The organism is Anaerocolumna sp., from assembly GCF_032079385.1.
In the GTDB taxonomy this organism is placed as follows: Bacteria; Bacillota; Clostridia; order Lachnospirales; family Lachnospiraceae; genus Anaerocolumna.
This window is the reverse complement of sequence record NZ_DAMAUC010000002.1, coordinates 233176-253488: the sequence shown is the minus strand read 5'-3', so window position 1 is coordinate 253488 and position 20313 is coordinate 233176. Positions and strand designations below refer to the sequence as shown.

Here is a 20313-nt window from a genome sequence, read left to right as displayed (position 1 = left end):
TATAGAAGGAAAACTATGAGAGATGAAACAAAAGTTATTCATATTGGTAATAAAGCAATAGGTGGAAAAAATCCTATTTTAATTCAATCCATGACAAATACAAAGACGGAAGATGTGAAAGCTACCGTGGCACAGATTCTTGAACTGGAGGCAGCAGGTTGTGATATTATCCGCTGTGCTGTTCCAACAAAGGAAGCGGCAGAAGCCTTCACGGAGATAAAGCGGCAGATTCATATTCCGTTAGTCGCGGATATTCATTTTGATTACCGCCTGGCTATTGCTGCTATAGAGCGTGGTGCAGATAAGATTCGAATCAATCCCGGTAATATTGGGTCTGCAGATAGAGTAAAAGCAGTAGTAGATGTGGCGAAGGAAAGAAATATTCCCATACGTGTAGGTGTAAACAGTGGTTCTTTGGAAAAAAACTTTCTGGAGAGATATCATGGAGTGACAGCGGAAGGAATTGTGGAAAGCGCATTGGATAAGGTTCATATCATCGAAGATTTAGGCTATGACAATCTGGTTATTAGTATTAAATCCTCAGATGTATCCATGTGTGTGAAAGCTCATGAACTGATAGCAAAACAATGCAATTATCCACTACATGTGGGAATAACAGAATCAGGAACGGTTTTATCCGGTAATATTAAATCAGCAGTGGGACTTGGGATAATCCTTTATCAGGGAATTGGTAATACAATCCGTGTATCCTTAACAGGCAACCCGGTAGAAGAAGTAAAATCTGCAAAACTAATCTTAAAAACCCTTGGTTTACGTAAAGGCGGAGTAGAGTTAGTTTCTTGTCCTACCTGTGGAAGAACACAGATTGACCTTATAAGTTTAGCCGGACAAGTGGAAAACATGATTCAGGATATTGATCTGGATGTTAAAGTTGCGGTTATGGGATGTGCAGTAAATGGTCCCGGTGAAGCAAAAGAGGCTGATATTGGTATTGCTGGCGGAAAAGGAGAAGGTCTTTTAATAAAAAAAGGCCAAATTATTCGAAAAGTTCCGGAAAGCCAGTTATTATCTGTACTTCGTGAAGAATTATTAAATATGCAGGCAGAAAAAAATTCTAAATAGAAAAGTAACGGTGTTTGTAAATATTGTTCCTTTGAAACATATATTCTTTGCGCGGATTTAGCTTTATCGAATTTGTGCAAAGAATCTCTTTTAGATAAACAAAATTATTACATTAACAGATAGAATTAGTTTTAGAAATGAGGCGGGGACATGAGTATGCTTTTTTTTGAGGTTTTTGATCAACTATCCAATCTACCAAAGAATTTAGAGGATGTTTTTAAAGAAGTTAAGGTAGAGAGGGTTGCTATATCAAAATCCAAATCAGAAATAAGAATATACATGGAAAGTGATCGGATCATTAGAAGAAATATTATAAAGAAAATGGAATATCAGCTGCAAAAGCAGCTGTTTTCTTCTACCTCTAATATGGTAGTTTTACATGAAAGTTATCTATTGTCCGCACAATACACACCGGAGAATTTATTTAACGTGTATAAGGATAGTCTCTTGGAGGAAGTTCGTGAAAGAAGTATATTAGAATATAATATTTTTGAATTATCGGAGATAAGATTTGAAGATAATAATCTGATTTTTCGTTGTGAAGATAATTTTTTAGTAAAAAAAGTCTCTGGAGATATTACATCCTATTTGACATCTCTGTATAAAGAACGTTTTCATACTGATATACGTGTGCGTTTTGAATATTACGAACCGGTAAAGGAAGAAGAAACAGACGAATACCAGTATGAATATGTTCAAAATCTTAAAAAGCAATCAGGAAAAGAAGATTCAAAAGGTGAACAGGCAAAAGCAGATGATGCGGCAGCGGATGCCTATGCCAGAGAATTGATGGAAAAAGAAAATGGATATAATGCTGAACTTGCCGTATCTAAAGAAAATTCCAATCAAGTGAAATACCGTGAATCAAAAAAGAATGAGGATATAGCTAAGAATCGTTCCAATAAATCAGATTTTCAAAACAAAAATGTTTATGATAAAGGCAGAACCAGTTACAAAAAGGCAGTAAATGATCCGGATATTATATATGGCAAAAGTTTCGAAGGTGATTCAATACCTATTTCCGAAATACAAGATGAAATTGGTGAAGTAGTAATTCGAGGTAAAATTATTAATGTTGAGTCAAGGGAATTAAGAAATGAAAAAACGATTATCATATTCTCCATAACAGATTTTACTGATTCTATACAGGGAAAAATATTTGTAAAGACAGAAGAAGCACCGGAATTATTAACTGCTGTCAAGCGGGGAAAATTTATTAAATTAAAAGGGATGGCTTTGCTGGATAAATATGACCGTGAGATTGCCCTTGGTTCTATTGTAGGTATTAAAACTATTTCTGACTTTACAACTACAAGACAGGACACCAGTGTGGAAAAACGTGTGGAATTGCATGCCCATACTATGATGAGTGACATGGATGCGGTTGTGGATGTTAAGGATTTGGTTAAGAGAGCATTTGCCTGGGGACATAAAGCTGTGGCAATTACAGATCATGGTGTAGTCCAGTCTTTTCCAGAAGCCAATCATGCACTAAGTAAAAAGGATTATCCAGAATCAGAATGGGACAGACTGAAAGAATTTAAAGTCATCTATGGTGTGGAAGCTTATTTGGTGGATGACTTAAAAGAAGTGGTAGTCAATGAAAAAGGTCAGAGTTTAGACGATTCTTATGTTGTATTTGATATTGAAACAACAGGATTTGGACCGGTAAAAGATAAAATTATAGAAATTGGTGCGGTAAAAGTAGTGGAAGGTAAAATTGTGGACCAATTCAGTACTTTTATTAATCCTGAAGTTCCCATTCCTTATGAGATTATAGATTTGACAGGCATTAATGATGAAATGGTTATGGATTATCCGACCATAGATATCATTCTTCCGCAGTTTCTTGAATTTTGCAAGGGTAGTGCACTAGTTGCTCATAACGCTTCCTTTGATGTAAGTTTTATCACGAAGAAATCAGAAGAACTGGGAATCAAAACTGACTATACGGTTATTGATACCGTTGGACTCGCCAGAATTTTATTGCCAGAATTGAATAGATACAAGTTAAATGTAGTTGCAAAGGCTTTGGACATTTCTTTGGAAAACCATCACCGTGCAGTGGATGATGCGGGAGCAACTGCAGAAATATTTGTAAAGTTTGTCGCTAAGTTAAGAGAACAAGGTGTGCAGTATATCAATGAAATTAATAAGCTTGGAAAATTATCAGCGGATGCTATAAAGAAAATGCCTACATATCATGCAATAATCTTAGCGCAAAATGACATAGGAAGAGTTAACTTATACAAATTAATTTCACAGTCACATATTGAATATTACAGTAAAAGACCCCGTATTCCAAAAAGTTTATTTTTAGAAAACAGAGAGGGTTTACTGATTGGTACTGCCTGTGAAGCCGGTGAATTGTATCAGGCGCTGCTTAGAGAACAGCCACCGGAAGAAATTACAAGGCTGGTAAATTTCTATGATTACTTGGAGATACAGCCACTGGGTAATAATGAATTTATGCTTCATAGTGATAAAATCAATATTAATTCCAGAGAAGAACTAATGGATATAAATCGTAAGATTGTAAGTCTTGGTGAAGAATTCAACAAGCCTGTAGTTGCAACTTGTGACGTTCATTTTATGGATCCGGAAGACGAAGTGTATCGTCGTATTATATTAGCTGGAAAGGGATTTAAGGACGCCGATAATCAAGCTCCTTTATATTTTAGAACAACGGAGGAGATGTTGGAGGAATTTACTTATTTGGGCAAGGAAAAGGCACTTGAAGTAGTAATTACCAATACCAATACAATTGCCGATATGATTGAAAAAATTTCTCCGGTACGTCCAGATAAATGTCCACCGGTAATTGAAGATTCGGATAAATCATTACGTGAAATCTGTTATAACAAAGCGCATTCAATGTATGGACCTAACCTGCCGAAACAAGTAGAACAACGTCTGGAGCATGAATTGCAGTCCATTATAAGTAATGGATTTGCCGTAATGTACATTATTGCACAAAAACTCGTATGGAAGTCCAATGAAGATGGTTATCTGGTAGGTTCCAGAGGTTCCGTTGGATCCTCTTTTGTTGCAACCATGGCTGGAATCACTGAGGTAAATCCTCTGGCAGCCCATTATTATTGCACTAATTGCTTTTATTCTGATTTTGAATCAGAGGAAGTAAGAGAATATGCGGGAAGTTCCGGATGTGATATGCCAGATAAAAGCTGCCCAGTCTGCGGACAATCTTTAAGTAAAGATGGACATGATATACCATTTGAAACTTTCCTTGGATTTAATGGAGATAAAGAACCAGATATCGACCTTAATTTCTCTGGTGAATATCAGAGTAAAGCTCATGATTATACCGAAGTTATTTTTGGGGAAGGACATACTTTTAGAGCCGGAACCATTGGTACTTTGGCGGATAAAACGGCTTACGGATATGTACTTAAGTATAATGAAGAGCGGGGAACTCATAAAAGAAGAGCGGAGATAGATAGAATTGCCTCCGGCTGTGTTGGTATTCGTAGAACTACAGGACAGCATCCCGGTGGAATTATTGTTTTACCTCATGGTGAAAAAATATATTCTTTTACACCGGTTCAAAGGCCTGCTAATGATATGACCACTAAAACCATAACCACTCATTTTGATTACCACTCTATTGATCATAATTTATTAAAGCTTGATATTCTTGGGCATGATGATCCTACCATGATTCGTATGTTAGAGGACTTAACAGGAGTGGATGCTAAAACAATCCGATTGGATGAAAAAAAAGTATTATCTTTATTTGATAACCTAAGTGCTTTGGGAATTAGACCGGAAGACATTGGTGGATGTGACCTGGGCTGCCTTGGTGTACCGGAATTTGGAACTGACTTCGTTATGCAGATGCTTCGGGATACAAAACCGAAAACTTTCTCAGATTTGGTTAGAATATCTGGTCTGTCCCATGGTACCGACGTATGGTTAAACAACGCTCAAACGTTAATATCAGAGGGAAAATGTACTCTTTCAACGGCTATCTGTACCCGTGATGATATTATGACCTATTTAATCAATAAAGGTGTGGACAGTGGACATTCCTTTAAAATAATGGAAAGTGTTCGTAAAGGTAAAGGTCTGACTCCTGAAATGGAAGAGGAAATGTTAGCTAATGATGTCCCTGATTGGTACATTTGGTCCTGTAAACGCATTAAATACATGTTCCCGAAAGCACATGCGGCTGCTTATGTTATGATGGCCTTTCGTATCGCCTACTTTAAGGTATATTATCCATTGGCATATTATGCGGCGTATTTTAGTATTCGTGCCTCTGCTTTTAACTATGAACTAATGTGCTTGGGAAGGGAGCGGTTAGAATACTACATGGCAGATTATAAGAGACGAAGCAATGAGCTGACGAAGAAAGAACAAGATGTATTAAAGGACATGAGAGTTGTTCAGGAAATGTATGCGAGAGGATTTGACTTCATGCCAATTGACATATATACAGCCAAAGCACACCATTTTCAAATCGTCGATGAGAAGAGGCTGATGCCTTCTTTAAGTACCATTGATGGATTGGGAGATAAGGCTGCAGACGCAGTAGTTGAGGCTGTGAATGATGGACCTTTTCTATCCAGAGATGATTTTAGGAGCAGATGTAAAGTAAGTTCTACAGTTGTAGATTTGATGGCGGACTTGGGATTGATGGGAGATTTACCAATATCCAATCAGATATCTTTGATGGACTTTTTGAAATAGTAATAACATTAGAGAGCTTGATTGCAAGTAATAGCAAATCGGAAAAGGTTTATTGCACATATTTGATGAATTATTTAAAAAAGTTTAAAAAATTCATCAAATAATGCTTGCAATCTTAGCTTTAATGTAGTAGAATATTCGTTGTCACAAGGCTCGTTGGTCAAGTGGTTAAGACGCCGCCCTCTCAAGGCGGAATCACGAGTTCAATTCTCGTACGAGCTGCTAATATTAATATAGTTATGAAATCTTATACATAAGCCACTTTAGAGTGATTAGAAAATCCTCTGAAGTGGCTTGTTTTTTTGAGAATATGAATTTTTCTAAGTTTTTTCTAAGTTTCTATGATTTTATATTATAATTCATTATACTATCTTTGATTTTTGCCTTACATTTTTAATTTTGAATATTTCAAAAGAGTGTTATGATTTATTCAGTGAACTATATACAATACTTGAATAAGTTTCGCTAACTTGTAATTCAACTTTTAAGTCTGATAAATCCTCTAAATCTATTAATAATTCAAATACAGGACTTAATCATTAGCTGTAATACTATTGCATTTTAACACATACCGTGATAGGATAAATATGGAAGCTTTTCCATGAACAACAGCTCAGCAACAGCAACAACCTATTCGTCTGTTCAGGGGAATACTGCTGAATATTAAAGTTCAGGGGGGTATTACGATGCAAAAAAAAATAGCCGTGTATTTTATGATACTTTTGGCTGCATTAACTTTAACGGCATGCTCAAGGTCCTATAATTCTGCTAACACATATATTAAAGAACAGGATTTTCAATATACATACATGAAAGATGCTTCTTTTCAAACCATAGCGGAAAGCAAAGAGGGATACTACTTCTTAAGTGGATTTTACCTCTATTATGCAGATAAATCAACAATGAAACCAGTAATTCTCTGCAATAAACCCAATTGTCTACATGAGAATGAAACGGACCCGGAAAAAATGATTTATTGTAATGCATTCTTTTACGGTGATGGTGGCGTAACTTATTTTGATGGTAATGTCTATGTATTAGATGAAATACTAGAAGGACTAGGTGCCCGTACTGCTATACTTAATAAACTTTCAAAGGATGGGACAAAGAGAAAAACGGTTGTTAAATTTAAATATCCTCCCAGATCAATGGCAATTCATCGGGGCAAAGTCTATGTGACATCTACAGTGTATAAAAGTGACGGAACGCCGGTCTATGGAATTAATGTATATGATTTAAATAAATCCTCCTCCCAAAAACCTGTCACAATATACGAAGGAGAACTTCCAGGTGGAAATATTCAGGATATTATCTGCTATGGTCAGAATCTATACTTTATGGAATACGCCCATAATACCAAGATAGTAACAACGAGGATAATGCGATATGATATTGAAACAAGAAAAACTTCCTGTATGTTTAAAGAAAAGGGAGATACATTTCCAGGTAACTTTGCTTTCCTAAATGATAGAATTCTTTTTTCTTATACGACACTAGATAAGGAAACAGGGGAAGTTCTTAACACAGAGGACTTGCAGTTTGCACTTGATGGAACGGATGGGAAAGAAAGCTTTGAGACAGAGCCTTATGACAAGATATATACGGATGGAAAATACATATATTTAGATGATTTAAAGTGGTCGGATTTTTCTAAGCCTAAAGAGGAGCAGTGTCTTAATGTAACCGATAAAAACGGCAAAGTTCTGGCTTCTGCAAAAACCGGTAATTATTCAAAACTTTCCCAGCTTATTCCTGGAAGCAAAGAACATCTTTTCCTTGAAAATACAACGGATACCATGTATCAAATATATTATGCAGAGAAAAAAGATTTTGAAAGTGGATTAATAAATTTTAAATTATTTTTTGAAATTGATAAGGAGAAAATGACTCCTGGAATAATTATTAAGCACTAAAGCGAGGGGAAAAATGGAATTAACAATAAATAATGTTTCAAAAACCTATAAAAAAGGTGGAAGGAAAGCACTTGACTCCTTTTCTCTTAACCTTACTCCCGGAGTTTATGGTTTGTTAGGGCCAAATGGGGCTGGGAAAAGTACATTAATGAATATCATTACAGATAACCTTAAGGCTGACGGGGGAAGCATTACTTTAAATGGAACAGATATATTGACAATGGGCAAGAATTTTAGGGATATTTTAGGTTATATGCCCCAACAACAGGGTTTATATGAAGACTTTACAGCAAAGCGCTTTTTATGGTATTTTGCGGCACTAAGAGGGCTGCCCAAAGAAAGAGCGAAGGAACGAATCGAATATGTTTTAGACCTTGTAAACTTAAAAGATGATGGGAATAAAAAGCTGGGAAGCTTTTCTGGAGGTATGAAGCAGCGTATTTTAATTGCTCAGGCATTACTTAACGATCCCAAAGTCTTAATCCTTGATGAGCCGACGGCAGGGCTTGATCCTAAGGAACGTGTCCGGATTCGTAATTTTATAAGTGAGATTTCTCTTGATAAAGTCGTGATTCTGGCTACTCATGTTGTTTCGGACGTTGAATATATTGCTAAAGAATTAATATTTATCAAGGAAGGCAGGTTACTTTTGCAGGGAACTCCCGCTGAAGTTATGGAGCAATATAGTGATAAGGTCTGGCAGCTCCATGTTAAGCCGGAAAGCTTATCAGAAATACAACAAAACTATCTGGTAAGTAATATTGTAGGCGAAAAAAGCGGCGAAATCTGTGTAAAGGTGGTTTCTGATATCTGCCCAGCCGAATTTAGAGGGGTTAGTGCTCCTACCACACTTGAAGATATATACCTCTATTTATTTCACGAAAACAAAGGTGAATGACATGAAACTGATTAAGTATGAATTCTATAAGCTATACCAGAAAAAAGTATTACTATTTATAGCCATAATTTTATTTGCTCTTAACTGGTTTTTGTTTTATAACGAACAAACAGATGTATTATATAAAAATACCAAGGAATACGCAGAACTTCAGTCTAAATATTCCAAGATGGACCCACAGCAGGCTCTTAATGAACTTATGATTCAAAGCAGTCACCTTTCTCTGGTTAGTATAATAGCGGGACAAAGAGAAAAGGGAATTGATGAGGCAATCATCAGAAACGATGTTCAATATGGTTTAGATGCCCTGCCTAAGCCTATTTCTTATGATGAGCTGATAACACGTTATGAAGGGTATCTTAATAACGCAGATATGCTTCAATCAATAAATGTAGCAAACCACTTTTTAATAAAACAGCTTCAATATATAATTTCCTATCCGGAATTTATTAATTCCATGGAAGAAAAAGCCGAGAGTATGCAAAGTATATCCGTCTTCAATAAGGATAATACCTTTGCTTACAGAAATATTATAAAAACCATATCTGATTTTAAGGACTTAAAAGGGATATCGCTGTCTTTAGGTCAGGCAGAAGGTGTGCTTGCTGTTTCCACTTTTAAGCTAACAGATTATTTTCTTATAACACTTATTATTTTAAGCGGTGTTTTTCTCTTTTCGGAGGAAAGGGAAAGCGGAATGTTAAATTTGGTTAGATCAACAAAAGAAGGAAGACTTGCACTGGCTTTATCCAAAATTGTGACCCTGATATCTGTAACTTTAGTATGTGCAATTTTATTCTATAGCGTTAATTTTTGTGTAGCAGAAAACATGTTTGGATTTGGGGACCCAGGGAGATTGATTCAGTCTATGGGCATTTTTCGGGATGCTCAAACGCCAATGACTTTATACGAGTATTTTACCTTCTTTTTTATTCTCAAACTATTGAGCCTGATACTTTTTGCTGTTATTTCAGGTTTGTTTTTCATCACCATTTCCAATACCAAAACAACTTATGTATGTATTGGTATTGTACTAACATTCAGTTTCCTGTTTTACCAATTTATTTATCCTTCTTCCTATATTAATGTATTAAAATATCTGAATATATTTGCTTTTTTGGACAGCTACAATCTTATTGCCAATTACACCAACCTTAACATCTTTGGATATCCCGTTTCAAGGGGAGTAACAACAATTGCTACAATGATAATTGCCGGGGTAATATGTTTAATTCTCTATTTGCTCAGCTTTACAAAGAATTTAAATCAATACATGTACTTAGACCTAAGTTTTTTTAAGAAAAAAAAGAAAATTGAATTAAAAAAAGGTTCTGCGAATCTTTTAACTCAAGAAATATATAAAAACCTTTTATCCAACAAAATCCTTTTTCTGTTTATACTGGCTTTGATCATTGGATTTAGCAATCTGAATTTAAAAGAGATGTATTTTGACTCTAAACAGATACTCTATCATTACTATGCAATGCAACTGGAAGGAGAGATTACGGATGAAAAAAATACATGGATGGAAAACGAACAGCAGCGATTTGATAATATACCAAACCAAGCGCAAAAATTAGCTGAGCAAATGAAAAATCATCAAATCAGTAAAGATGATTATGAGGTAGAATCCATGAAACTGTCCGAATTTGCGCAGCAGATTATAGGGTTCCAGCCGGCTAAAAAGCAATACGAATATCTGGTAAAGCTGGAAGAGGAACAAGGAATTCGGGGTCATTTTATAAGTACTATTTCTTCGGACTACTTGTTTAATAATTCAGCGAGAGATCTACTGACAGGATTAATCTATTCGGTTTTATTGATTTTAAGCCTGGGAAATATTTTCTGCTGTGAATATAACAAAGGTATGATAAATATTATCAGAAGTACAAGAAACGGCAGAGGACGTCTGTTTTTCTTTAAAAGTATGATAGCTTATGCAACTTCCTTTCTCCTAATGGTCATTTTGTATCTTCCTTTTTATATTACGTTAATATATAGATATAAACTTACAGATTGGAAAGCACCAATCCAGAGTATTCAGCAGTATGGTGGATTTAATATTAATTTAAATATGACCCAGTTTATCATAATTCTTCTTACGCTTCAGCTACTTACGGCTTTTGTAATGACAAGTATTATGAATCTCCTGTCTCAAATACTTAAAAAGCAGACGCTGACAATTTTATGCGGAATGATTGTCTTAACAGTTCCTTTTATTTTCAGCTTTATTTCAAAAGCTATTTTTCAAAAGGGTTCTTTGGTTGCTGGTTTTCAATTGTATGATATTTTTACAAAAGAAGATTCCGTCTTATTTGCTTTTATTTATTTTGTAGTGCTAATTTTACTGGGAGTTATTACAGAAGTTATTGCGTATTTAAAATTCTGCAAACGTGGTTTTTGTTAGAGAAGTTATAAGTTTTTCAACGTTTTAACTTTTATCTATTATAAGGGTTATACCACCTTTTTCTCTTTAATTTTAGCTACATAATAACTTGGAAACTTAATAATCCCCTGCACACTATTAAATATGTGCAGGGGATTATTAAGTTGATTTATTGGACTATATGGCAACCGAAGACATCCAAATATTGTCCATCTTCTACCGTAATATACTTTTCATCTTCAAAACTTTCAATTGTTAGAATAGAATCAAAATCATGTGAACTGTCGCTTCTTACCTGAACATAAGCAGTAGATTCATTTGTGCATTCAAATTTATATTCCCCGGCTTTTAGATGTACTCCTACTTTAAACATACCTTCTCTGGTGAGATCTAATTCTTTGGCTTCGTCAATGGATATAGCATACGCTCCGTCAAGGATTAAGTAATTTCCATCATTAACAGTTACAATTGTATTATAGGTAAAAGCTGAATTTGCAATTGCATCTTCTAAGGTTCCTCTGCTGGAAGATGCTATTTCCATGTAACCATTTAGAACATCATCAGCAGCAAAAACTACATATTCTCCAGCAGGAATCTTTGTACCAACTCTATAGATACCGTCATTATATATTTTTACTGATTCTTCTCCAGGCTCTGACTTAGATTCTTTTGCTGGTTCGACAGTAGGATCTGAGGAAGTTTTGGCTTCGCCTTTTTCGCTGCCTGTATTTTTAGCAGAATCCGATTCTTTATTATCACCGCTGCTTTGTTTGTTAGTTATTTGATTTGCAAGATCTGTGCTGTCTTTAGCCTTCTTTTTACCTAATACACCTATCAGGACCAAGAGTATCAGAATAATACCAATAATAATGAATTTTGTCTTACCTTCTTGTTTGCGATTGCAGCTTGGGCATACCTTTGCCTTTTTATCAATTTCATTTTGACAATATTTGCATTTTTTAGCATCTTCCATTTTTGCTCTCCTGAGTATATAACTATTCCATTATTTATCTCCTTTAGTAGAGATTATAAAATAAATATACCATAACCGGTTCCGGCCTTACCGCCATTTATAATGTATTCTGCAAATGCTTTCTGTAAAGAGGTGGTCTGGGGCCAGTCTTTTGGTGGCTTTTTATAATCAGTGCCAAATATTCTCCATGCATCATGGAATTCTTCTTCCGATTTTTCATATATATAAGAAAAATCATCTATGAAACTGCGGATGTTGGAGTGTTTGGGAAAAACCTCTTTATATGAAGGATAAAGAAGCCAGGAATCGCAAACTACTGGTATTGGTTGATTGTCAAATTCCTTGCCATAAAATTTTTTAGCCATATGATAAGATTCTAACCGTTCCTCTTTTGTAAAGGATCCACTGGAGGGAATATGTATCATAAGAACTTTATCACCGGATTTTATGGTTGTACCGTTTATGGTAACTGTATCAAAGGAAAAGGAAGCATATTCATATTGCAAACGGCCTAATGCAAAACGTGACATTTGGTAAAAACCTGGAAACCAGTCACGAACAAAGGTGCCCCATATACCGTATATATGGTAGCATTCCTTTAATTTATATCCAAGATCTTTTATGGAATCCCAATAAATATCCTCAGGTAATTCATTTTCTATGTATTTCTCTTTTAAAGGTTTGGCACATAATAGTAAAAGTAACATAGACACTGTATAGGAATGTTCTTTTAGTTCAGCAGAAAGCTTATCAATTTCTTCAAATGCTTTTTCGGAAGAAGTATGCATAAACAATTGAACAGCAGACTTCATGCTATTATTGTGCTGGGGATTATGTAATATTCGTTGTTGCAGTGCCAGATATACTTCTTGGGCTTCTTGGGGAAAGTGTATCTTAGTCATTAGTTCTGTTAAAAACAATTCATCGCTCATAATTTAACCACCTTTTTAAGTATTTGTTAACTCTTAATTTGTTTATTTAGTCTATTTTATCTTATATAAAACGCGATGGCAATATCTTATTATTTATTATTGCATATTAAAGCCTTTATAGATAAGCCCATTGACATCCTAATTGATTTAAACCATAATATATATCATTATAACAATAAAGAAGGCTAAAGATATGATATATATTTCAACTGCATTATATTGTGAGGCACAACCCTTTATACAGCACTATAATTTAAAAAAGGATATGACAGAAAGTAAATTTCAAATATTTCGAAATGACACGATCATATTAATCATTACTAAAACAGGAAGTATTAATGCAGCAATTGGAGTGACCTATCTATGTTCGAAACATATTCCTGAGCCATCTGATGTTTTTATTAACATAGGAATTTGTGCGGCGAAGAAAAAGGATATTTCCTTGGGAAATTTATTTCTATGTAATAAAATTATAGAACAGGTAACTGGAAGAAGTTATTATCCGGATATGCTTTTTGCTCATTCTTTTTTAGAAAGTGGTATTGTCAGCAGCCCTAACATTATAAATGATAAAAAAGAAAATGTAGAGGAAAAAGCAGGTGGGGATAATGAGTTTCTCATAGATATGGAAGCAGCAGGGGTTTATCAAGGAGCAAGTATCTTTTTTCAACCCCATCAGCTGATTTTCTTAAAAGTTGTATCTGATTATGGTACAGGAGAGAAGATAACACCTGAAAAAGTCACGGGATTAATGGAAGGGAATATAGAGAAGATAACATCCTGGGTAGATCAGATCCATAGAAATTATTTGGTTAATCCGGTTTCTTTTTTGCCGGAAGAAGAGGAGTGCATAAGCAAAGTTGTTACCAATTTACAATGTTCCGTATCTATGGAATATCAGCTGCGGCAAATATTACGTTACCATAAGCTTATTCATGGAAGCTTGTGTGACAGAATAAATCAATATATGGATAATTCTGATATGCCCTGTAAAACGAAAACAGAAGGGAAGATATATTTTGAAGAACTTAAGTCAAAACTTATATAATTCGCATTATTCCCACATTTATATAGAGAAAACGGCTTATAATCATCCGATTACACAAAGAGTACTTTCTCATTTTCCTAATTCCACATTGGTAGAAATTAACCATTATAAAGATGTTTTTTGTAGGAGTCATCAAAATTATATGCTGCAAAAACAAAGTCCAAGTCTGATTTTGGCTCAAAAACAGAAGAAGCTTTTATATGAGGGAGCACCAGTATGTCAGGACTTTGGAAATAAGCACTTTTATTACTCCTCCTCGGTAATGAACTGTGTATACGATTGTGAGTACTGTTATCTGCAGGGAATGTATCCATCAGCCAATCAGGTTATATTTGTGAACCTGGAAGATATTTTTAAAGAAGTGGAGCTGTTATTGAAAAAACATCCGGTTTATTTATGTGTTTCTTATGATACAGATTTATTGGCAATGGAAAATATTTTGGGATATGTGAAAGAATGGTCGGAATTTGCTTTAAAACATTCCGGCCTAACGATTGAAATAAGAACCAAAAGTGCTAATCATTCTCCACTTAACAGACTGGTTCCCAATGAAAACATAATATTTGCATGGACACTATCTCCCCAAGGGATAGCAGAACGCTTTGAACATAATACACCATCTTTAAACCAACGGTTAAGCTGCATTCAGGAAGCAATACAAAAAGGGTTTCCTGTAAGGTTGTGTTTTGATCCTATGTTATATATAGAAGATTGGAGAAATTTATATTCTGACATGATAGAAACGACATTCTCTGCAATTTCTGGAGATAAAATAAAAGATGCTAGTATTGGAGCTTTTCGTGTTTCTCATGATTATATGAAGCAAATGAGGAAACAAAGGCCGGATTCTCAGATTATCCAATATCCTTTTGAAAATGAGAATGGAGTTTTCCAGTATGGTAAAAAACTATCAAAAGAAATGATAGTTTTTGCTTATGAGAAGATAAGCAGGTTTATTCCGGAAGATAAAATATTCCTATGGGAAGCGTGAAGGAAAGATAGTTTCATATACTATTTAAGCGCCTTAAAACGGCATTATGTCTGGAAGGTTAAAAGAATTTTGCCAGCAATTTGTACTATGCATCAAGCTTACAGACTTTGAAAGGAGCATATTATAAAATGAAAGCAGCTATTATTACCGGAGCCTCCTCCGGAATAGGTTTGGAAATCAGTAAGGTTCTGGTCAAAAATGAATATAAAGTTTTCGGTCTTGGTAGAGATTTTTCAGGAACAAATTATCAGGCAGAACATTTTATTCCGATTAATTGTGATGTGAGAAATATCTCTGATTTGTGCAATATAATTCAACAAATTCGTAAGGAAGAGGAAGTTCATATTTTAGTGAATAATGCTGGTGTTGGTTATTTTGGGCCTCATGAAGAACAAAGCACAAAAAAGATTCAGGAGATGGTTGTTGTTAATCTGGAAGTACCTATGATTCTGTCCCAGATATTACTACGAGATTTAAAAAAGAATTCGGGTTTCATTATAAATATTTCTTCTATTACTGCTAAAAAGTCTAATGCCCATGGATGCGCTTATGGTGCGACGAAAGCGGGGCTTACTAGTTTTTCTCAAAGCTTATTTGATGAAGTTAGAAAATATGGAGTAAAAGTAGTAGTGATTCATCCAGATATGACTAAATCGAATTTTTACCGGAATGCTGATTTTTATCAAGGTGAGAAGGAAGATACTTATCTTTTGGCAAACGAGGTGGCTGAAACTGTTGATATGATATTAAATCAAAGAGAAGGGGCGGTTATATCTGAAATAACATTACAACCCCAGAGACATCAAATTTCAAGAAAAAAATAGAGAGATAATATTCTTATAATAAGTTTAGTAAATGATTAATAAATGATTTTAAGAATAAAAACTAAACGTTTTTCAAAAATGTTGTCAAATTTAAAACTAATTCTAAGAAATATTTATTTTTTAAAAGAAAATCATGAAAAAAGGTAGAAAATAGTTGACATATACAATTTGTTAGTAGTATAATGATGATAGTTTAATAAATAAGAATTAAAAACAGCCTAAAAAATAACTAAATGTTAGCTAAACATTATAAGAAATAATCACAAAGAATTCATTTCTGAAACATTAAAAAACAATTTAATTACTTATATTACAGCGGTATTTTAATAAAATTAAGTGAATTACTTAACTAAATGTTAATAAACTCCCTCATGTAGAAAACTGTTTATCTTACTTGGCCCAATATTTAAACCTATATAAATAATTCCCCGCTTCATACCACTGAATGCGGGGAATTTAATCTATTTTTTCATAATTATTTATTCCTGTCCATTCTTTCGTACTTTCACGAACAACAATTGTTCCGCCTACAAAAATTTTAATGTTTTGAAAAGTTGGATCTTCAATGGTAGTATGAAGTTGTCTCAAAGCCATAGAACCAATTAATTTTTTAGGAACAGCAATAGTAGTGAGAGTAGGAGAGTTTATTGCAGAAAAGGGTATATCATCGAATCCAATTATAGAAATATCTTCGGGTATTTTATAATTATATTCTTTTAAGGCTTTCATTGCTCCAATAGCAATAGCATCACTGTCTGCAAAGGCACAACTTGGTAGTGAAGTAGAGTGCTCTAAATATTCTTTCATACTTTGATACGCTCCCAGTAAAGTAGGGGTTAATAATAATTCATTCACCGGTTCATAAGTTAAATTACATTTTTCGCATGCTGCTAAAAAACAATTCTTACGCTCTTCGGAATTTGGAGTAATTTTATTACTTCTAAAATATGCAATTGTTTTATGACCTAAATTGGCAAGATGATATAGAGCTTTATAAACCATTTCGTTATTATTTAGTGCGATACAATTACATTCCATATGGGGCATTTTATTATCAATTACTATATAAGGGATGGGGATTTTATCTAGCAACGGATATGTATGAAAATCCAGTTCTGTACCTAAAAGAATCAATCCCTGGTATAAAGTAAAATCAATACTTTGTAATGTTTCTTCCAGACAATTTTCTGAAGTTAAAATACTCAGGCTATATCCAAAGTTTCGGCAATCGTTTTCGATGGAATCCAAAACAGTTGCAGTAAATTCGAAATTTTCTTCATTCATTAAATCCTGTTCTATATATTTTATAAATAATATATTCTTAGGTGTACTTTTGGTCCTTTTAGGGATGGCATAATTATATTCCTCAAGAACCGCATTCACATGTCTTCGAGTTTCTTCGCCAACACCTTTTTTGTTGTTTAATACAAGAGAGACTGTAGCAGGGGAAACACCAGCAATTTTGGCTAATTCCTTTATATTCAAATTTTATTCAACCCTTTCATACTATTTGGTAGTACATCAATCTACTCAAGTACAATTATATGTTAAAATGAAATGTTTTACTAGATAAAAATTAAAATTTGTTTTACTAAAAAATTCACGATTATTCCATAGAAATAGTGCAAAATATTAATTTGATACGCATAAAATTATATTATAAATAATAAAAAAGGCTGTTACCATATTGTCATTTTGATTTTAACAATCTCGAATTACCTGGAGAATGATGTTTATTCAATGACAAATTGATTTGTAACAGCCTTTTATTGTTTTCATTATTCAACTTATTGCAGTATAGGGATGAAAGGATACATCCAAACTAATTTATACTTATAGAACTTAAGCTTCCTCTTCTTCAGTTTCTTCCGGTTCCTGTACTCGGGCATCATTAATTGAGAGCAGCAGTTGATCAGTTCCGCTGGCTATGGTTAATCCTTTAGGTAACGTAAGATCACTTAATTTGATTGTACTGCCTGAAGCAAGATTAGATACGTCAACTTCTATATCGTCAGGAATATCCTGAGGTAATCCAGTTACTAAAACAACGTCTAATTGTCTGTTTAATATCAATCTTTTTGCTTCTATTAATTCCTGACCCGTAATTTTAATAGGTACTTGAGCTTTTATTTCTTCGGAAAGAGAAACTTGCTGAAAATCTATATGAATAATCTCGTAATACAACGGGGAAGTTTGAAATCCCTTTACCATAACATTATATTCTTTACCATCTGAACTATTCAGTTTTATAATGGCGTTTCTTCCGAATTTGTTTAAACATTGTCTAAATTCATCTTTTTTAACGGCAACCGGTATGGACTCCATACCTTTACCGGATATAATACCAGGGATAAACCCGCTATTTCTTAACTGTTTATTCTTACCTTTCTTAATTTCAGATCTTGTTTCTACTTCCATTATCGGTGTTTCTTGCATAATTATTAACCTCCTTAATTGTAAATAATTTTTACTATTAAAGGCCATATAAAACAGAAAATTTATTGGCACTTTCCTAGTAAAAAATAAAAACTTAACTATAATTATATATGTTATTAGAAAAAAGTCAAGGAAGCGATATAATTATCGTAAAATAATAAAATTCGGATAAAATTAATCAAAATAAAATATTGAAATATAATTAAAAACTGAAAAATAAAAATACATATTCACATTTGAAAATATAATTATGGTTACCTAAACATCCCCTCTTAGATTAAGGAAAGTATTATAAATGTCCAATATTCCATAACCCCATTCACGATTGGGATAGACAATATTAGGGTCTCTCCTTGCACCGCGTATCAATAGATTTTTGATATCTACGCTATCCATAAGTATATGGTTTCTGCGTACTACGCCCCATTCCAACAGCATAGCAGCGATACCGGCTGTATGAGCAGCGGCAACGCTGGTTCCCGAAAAGGTCGTATATTGATTGTTTAGTGCAGGACCAATTAAATTAACTCCCGGTGATGCAAAATTGGGATTTATGACGTTGGTTCTTGTATAACCTCTGCTCGCCTGTAAGAACAAGCTCTGATTGACAATATTATATGCCGTAACTACGATAGGTACTACAGAATTACCCGGAGAAGTCAGTGTGTATTCAGGATTTGCTTCTGGAAAATAGGTATCACTGGTTAAAAAATCGTGCAAAGGCATCCATATATGAAAACGTTTTTCCAGCGGACCTGAGGCATAGACTCGAAATCGCCAAATTCCTTCGGCAGGTCTCCTAAATCTTAATAAAATAAGTTCATCACCTGTTTGGGCTTCTACCAGTTGGTAATCTATCAAAATAACTGTTTCTTCAAAAATGAAACGAATTTCTCTTGATTCACCGAATCTGGCAGGAATTCGGGGGATATATTCTCCGGAAGGTGATAAAATATCTAAAGAATAAGTATTTGGAGCATCACCCCAAAGCTCCATTGAAAATCCGTATTCGTTTGCTCCGACCCGCAGCTCTACGGTATCATAGTCCTCGTTGTCGGGTATAGTACCTAAGTAGTGTAATCTGGAGGTTCCTTCATTTCCAGCGGCAATACTTACTGATATCCCTCCGTGATCGGCTACCCTTGATACAGAACTGCTTAAAGCACCTCGTTCGTCGTGTGCTCCCTGAGAAGTTCCAAGTCCAATTACAATAGACATTGGTCTGCGCAAGCTTTCTGCGATTCCACTTAAATATTTCAATCCAAGTAAAATATCCGTTTCTTGATAACAATGGGCTTCCGGAGGAATTGAAAAGAATTCTTTCAGATTGTTTTTTGCAGGCTTTAATTTAACAACAACTAACTCCGATTCAGGAACAACTCCACTGAAATTATTGGCCTCATCCGGATTACCTACCACAATACCTGACAGGAAGGTTCCGTGACCATCTTCATCAACACTTGGAACAATAGATAAGGGATTTTCACTGGCTAAAGCTTCATTAATTTGCTCTCGGGTATATTCTGTCCCATAAAAAAAACCTTCCGGTGTATTATCAGTGATGATAGTTTGGTCCCAGATAGAGATAATCTTTGAGGTTCCATCAGCATTTACAAAAGCACTATGAGTATAATCGATTCCGGTATCGATAATGCCGACTAAAACACCCTGGCCTCTTAAATCTAATGTAGGAATATTACGTACTCTTCTAACACCGGAGGCTTCTAAGCTTGGCATGTCTAAAAGTCCAAAACAAGAAGGAATAGCGCCATAACCATATATTTGAAGAAAATTACTTGGTAATTCGGCAATCGGGTAATATACAGCGGCATGGGTGATATTAATTATGGTGTAACATAAATTTGGATTAGCCTGTAGTTCACCTATATATCTTCCATATTCTATTAGTAAATCAAAATAGTCTTCACTATATATTCTTTCTCTACATTCTAAATCCAAGTTACTCCCCCCATTTTAATACTTGTTATTAAATATATGAGATTAACATTACTTTATTCTATGCCTATTGCAATTTTATTGACAAATATTTAAATAATATTTATAATGAGTTACTAGTGAACTCTCTTATTATAGAAGAAACAAGAGAGAAAACATTGAT

Annotated in this window: 13 protein-coding genes and 1 tRNA gene; 9 read left to right on the top strand and 5 right to left on the bottom strand. The window is 34.3% G+C overall.

The features are described from left to right. Window positions 1–15: 15 nt before the first annotated feature. The 6 genes from ispG (at window position 16) to RT261_RS02805 (ending at window position 11011) form a co-directional block, all read left to right on the top strand. Complete coding sequence (ispG, locus tag RT261_RS02830) at window positions 16–1083, top strand: flavodoxin-dependent (E)-4-hydroxy-3-methylbut-2-enyl-diphosphate synthase (protein WP_313129088.1); 1068 nt, start codon at window positions 16–18, stop codon at window positions 1081–1083. A gap of 150 nt (window positions 1084–1233) precedes the next feature. Continuing rightward, complete coding sequence (locus tag RT261_RS02825) at window positions 1234–5793, top strand: PolC-type DNA polymerase III (RefSeq protein ID WP_313129087.1); 4560 nt, start codon at window positions 1234–1236, stop codon at window positions 5791–5793. 150 nt (window positions 5794–5943) lie between these two features. Continuing rightward, window positions 5944–6015: transfer RNA gene (locus RT261_RS02820), tRNA-Glu, on the top strand. 464 nt (window positions 6016–6479) lie between these two features. After that, complete coding sequence (locus tag RT261_RS02815; RefSeq protein ID WP_313129084.1) at window positions 6480–7706, top strand: hypothetical protein; 1227 nt, start codon at window positions 6480–6482, stop codon at window positions 7704–7706. Window positions 7707–7719: 13 nt separating this feature from the next. Beyond that, window positions 7720–8604, top strand: coding sequence for an ABC transporter ATP-binding protein (locus RT261_RS02810; protein ID WP_313129082.1), 885 nt, complete (start codon window positions 7720–7722; stop codon window positions 8602–8604). A 1-nt stretch (window position 8605) separates the two neighbouring features. Next, window positions 8606–11011 carry an ABC transporter permease subunit gene (locus tag RT261_RS02805; RefSeq protein ID WP_313129080.1) on the top strand — a complete coding sequence of 802 codons (2406 nt, stop codon included), beginning with the start codon at window positions 8606–8608 and terminating at the stop codon, window positions 11009–11011. Between the two features lie 148 nt (window positions 11012–11159). On the opposite strand, the gene RT261_RS02800 is transcribed toward RT261_RS02805, so the two are convergent. Next, a complete protein-coding gene (locus RT261_RS02800) occupies window positions 11160–11963 on the bottom strand; it encodes a hypothetical protein (protein ID WP_313129077.1) in 804 nt (267 codons plus the stop codon). A 53-nt stretch (window positions 11964–12016) separates the two neighbouring features. Then, a complete protein-coding gene (locus tag RT261_RS02795; RefSeq protein ID WP_313129074.1) occupies window positions 12017–12895 on the bottom strand; it encodes an acyltransferase domain-containing protein in 879 nt (292 codons plus the stop codon). A 193-nt stretch (window positions 12896–13088) separates the two neighbouring features. Between RT261_RS02795 and RT261_RS02790 the strand changes: the two genes are divergently transcribed. The 3 genes from RT261_RS02790 to RT261_RS02780 all read left to right on the top strand — a co-directional run bounded on the left by RT261_RS02790 (window position 13089) and on the right by RT261_RS02780 (window position 15758). Continuing rightward, window positions 13089–13943, top strand: a complete 855-nt coding sequence (locus tag RT261_RS02790; protein ID WP_313129072.1) for a 5'-methylthioadenosine/S-adenosylhomocysteine nucleosidase family protein — start codon at window positions 13089–13091, stop codon at window positions 13941–13943. Next, the gene (locus tag RT261_RS02785; protein ID WP_442871757.1) at window positions 13915–14934 is read left to right on the top strand and encodes a radical SAM protein; all 1020 of its coding nucleotides are present in this window, start codon (window positions 13915–13917) and stop codon (window positions 14932–14934) included. Before RT261_RS02790 ends, RT261_RS02785 begins: the two co-directional genes overlap by 29 nt. Window positions 14935–15062: 128 nt before the next feature. Then, the gene (locus RT261_RS02780; RefSeq protein ID WP_313129066.1) at window positions 15063–15758 is read left to right on the top strand and encodes an SDR family oxidoreductase; all 696 of its coding nucleotides are present in this window, start codon (window positions 15063–15065) and stop codon (window positions 15756–15758) included. 456 nt (window positions 15759–16214) lie between these two features. Here RT261_RS02780 and RT261_RS02775 read toward each other — a convergent pair whose 3' ends face one another. The 3 genes from RT261_RS02775 to RT261_RS02765 all read right to left on the bottom strand — a co-directional run bounded on the left by RT261_RS02775 (window position 16215) and on the right by RT261_RS02765 (window position 20153). Further along, on the bottom strand, window positions 16215–17243 hold the full coding sequence (locus tag RT261_RS02775) for a LacI family DNA-binding transcriptional regulator (protein ID WP_313129064.1): 1029 nt from the start codon (window positions 17241–17243) through the stop codon (window positions 16215–16217). A gap of 357 nt (window positions 17244–17600) precedes the next feature. Then, the gene (locus tag RT261_RS02770) at window positions 17601–18194 is read right to left on the bottom strand and encodes a 50S ribosomal protein L25 (RefSeq protein WP_313129061.1); all 594 of its coding nucleotides are present in this window, start codon (window positions 18192–18194) and stop codon (window positions 17601–17603) included. A 258-nt stretch (window positions 18195–18452) separates the two neighbouring features. Continuing rightward, window positions 18453–20153 carry a S8 family peptidase gene (locus RT261_RS02765; protein WP_313129058.1) on the bottom strand — a complete coding sequence of 567 codons (1701 nt, stop codon included), beginning with the start codon at window positions 20151–20153 and terminating at the stop codon, window positions 18453–18455. Window positions 20154–20313 lie beyond the last annotated feature (160 nt).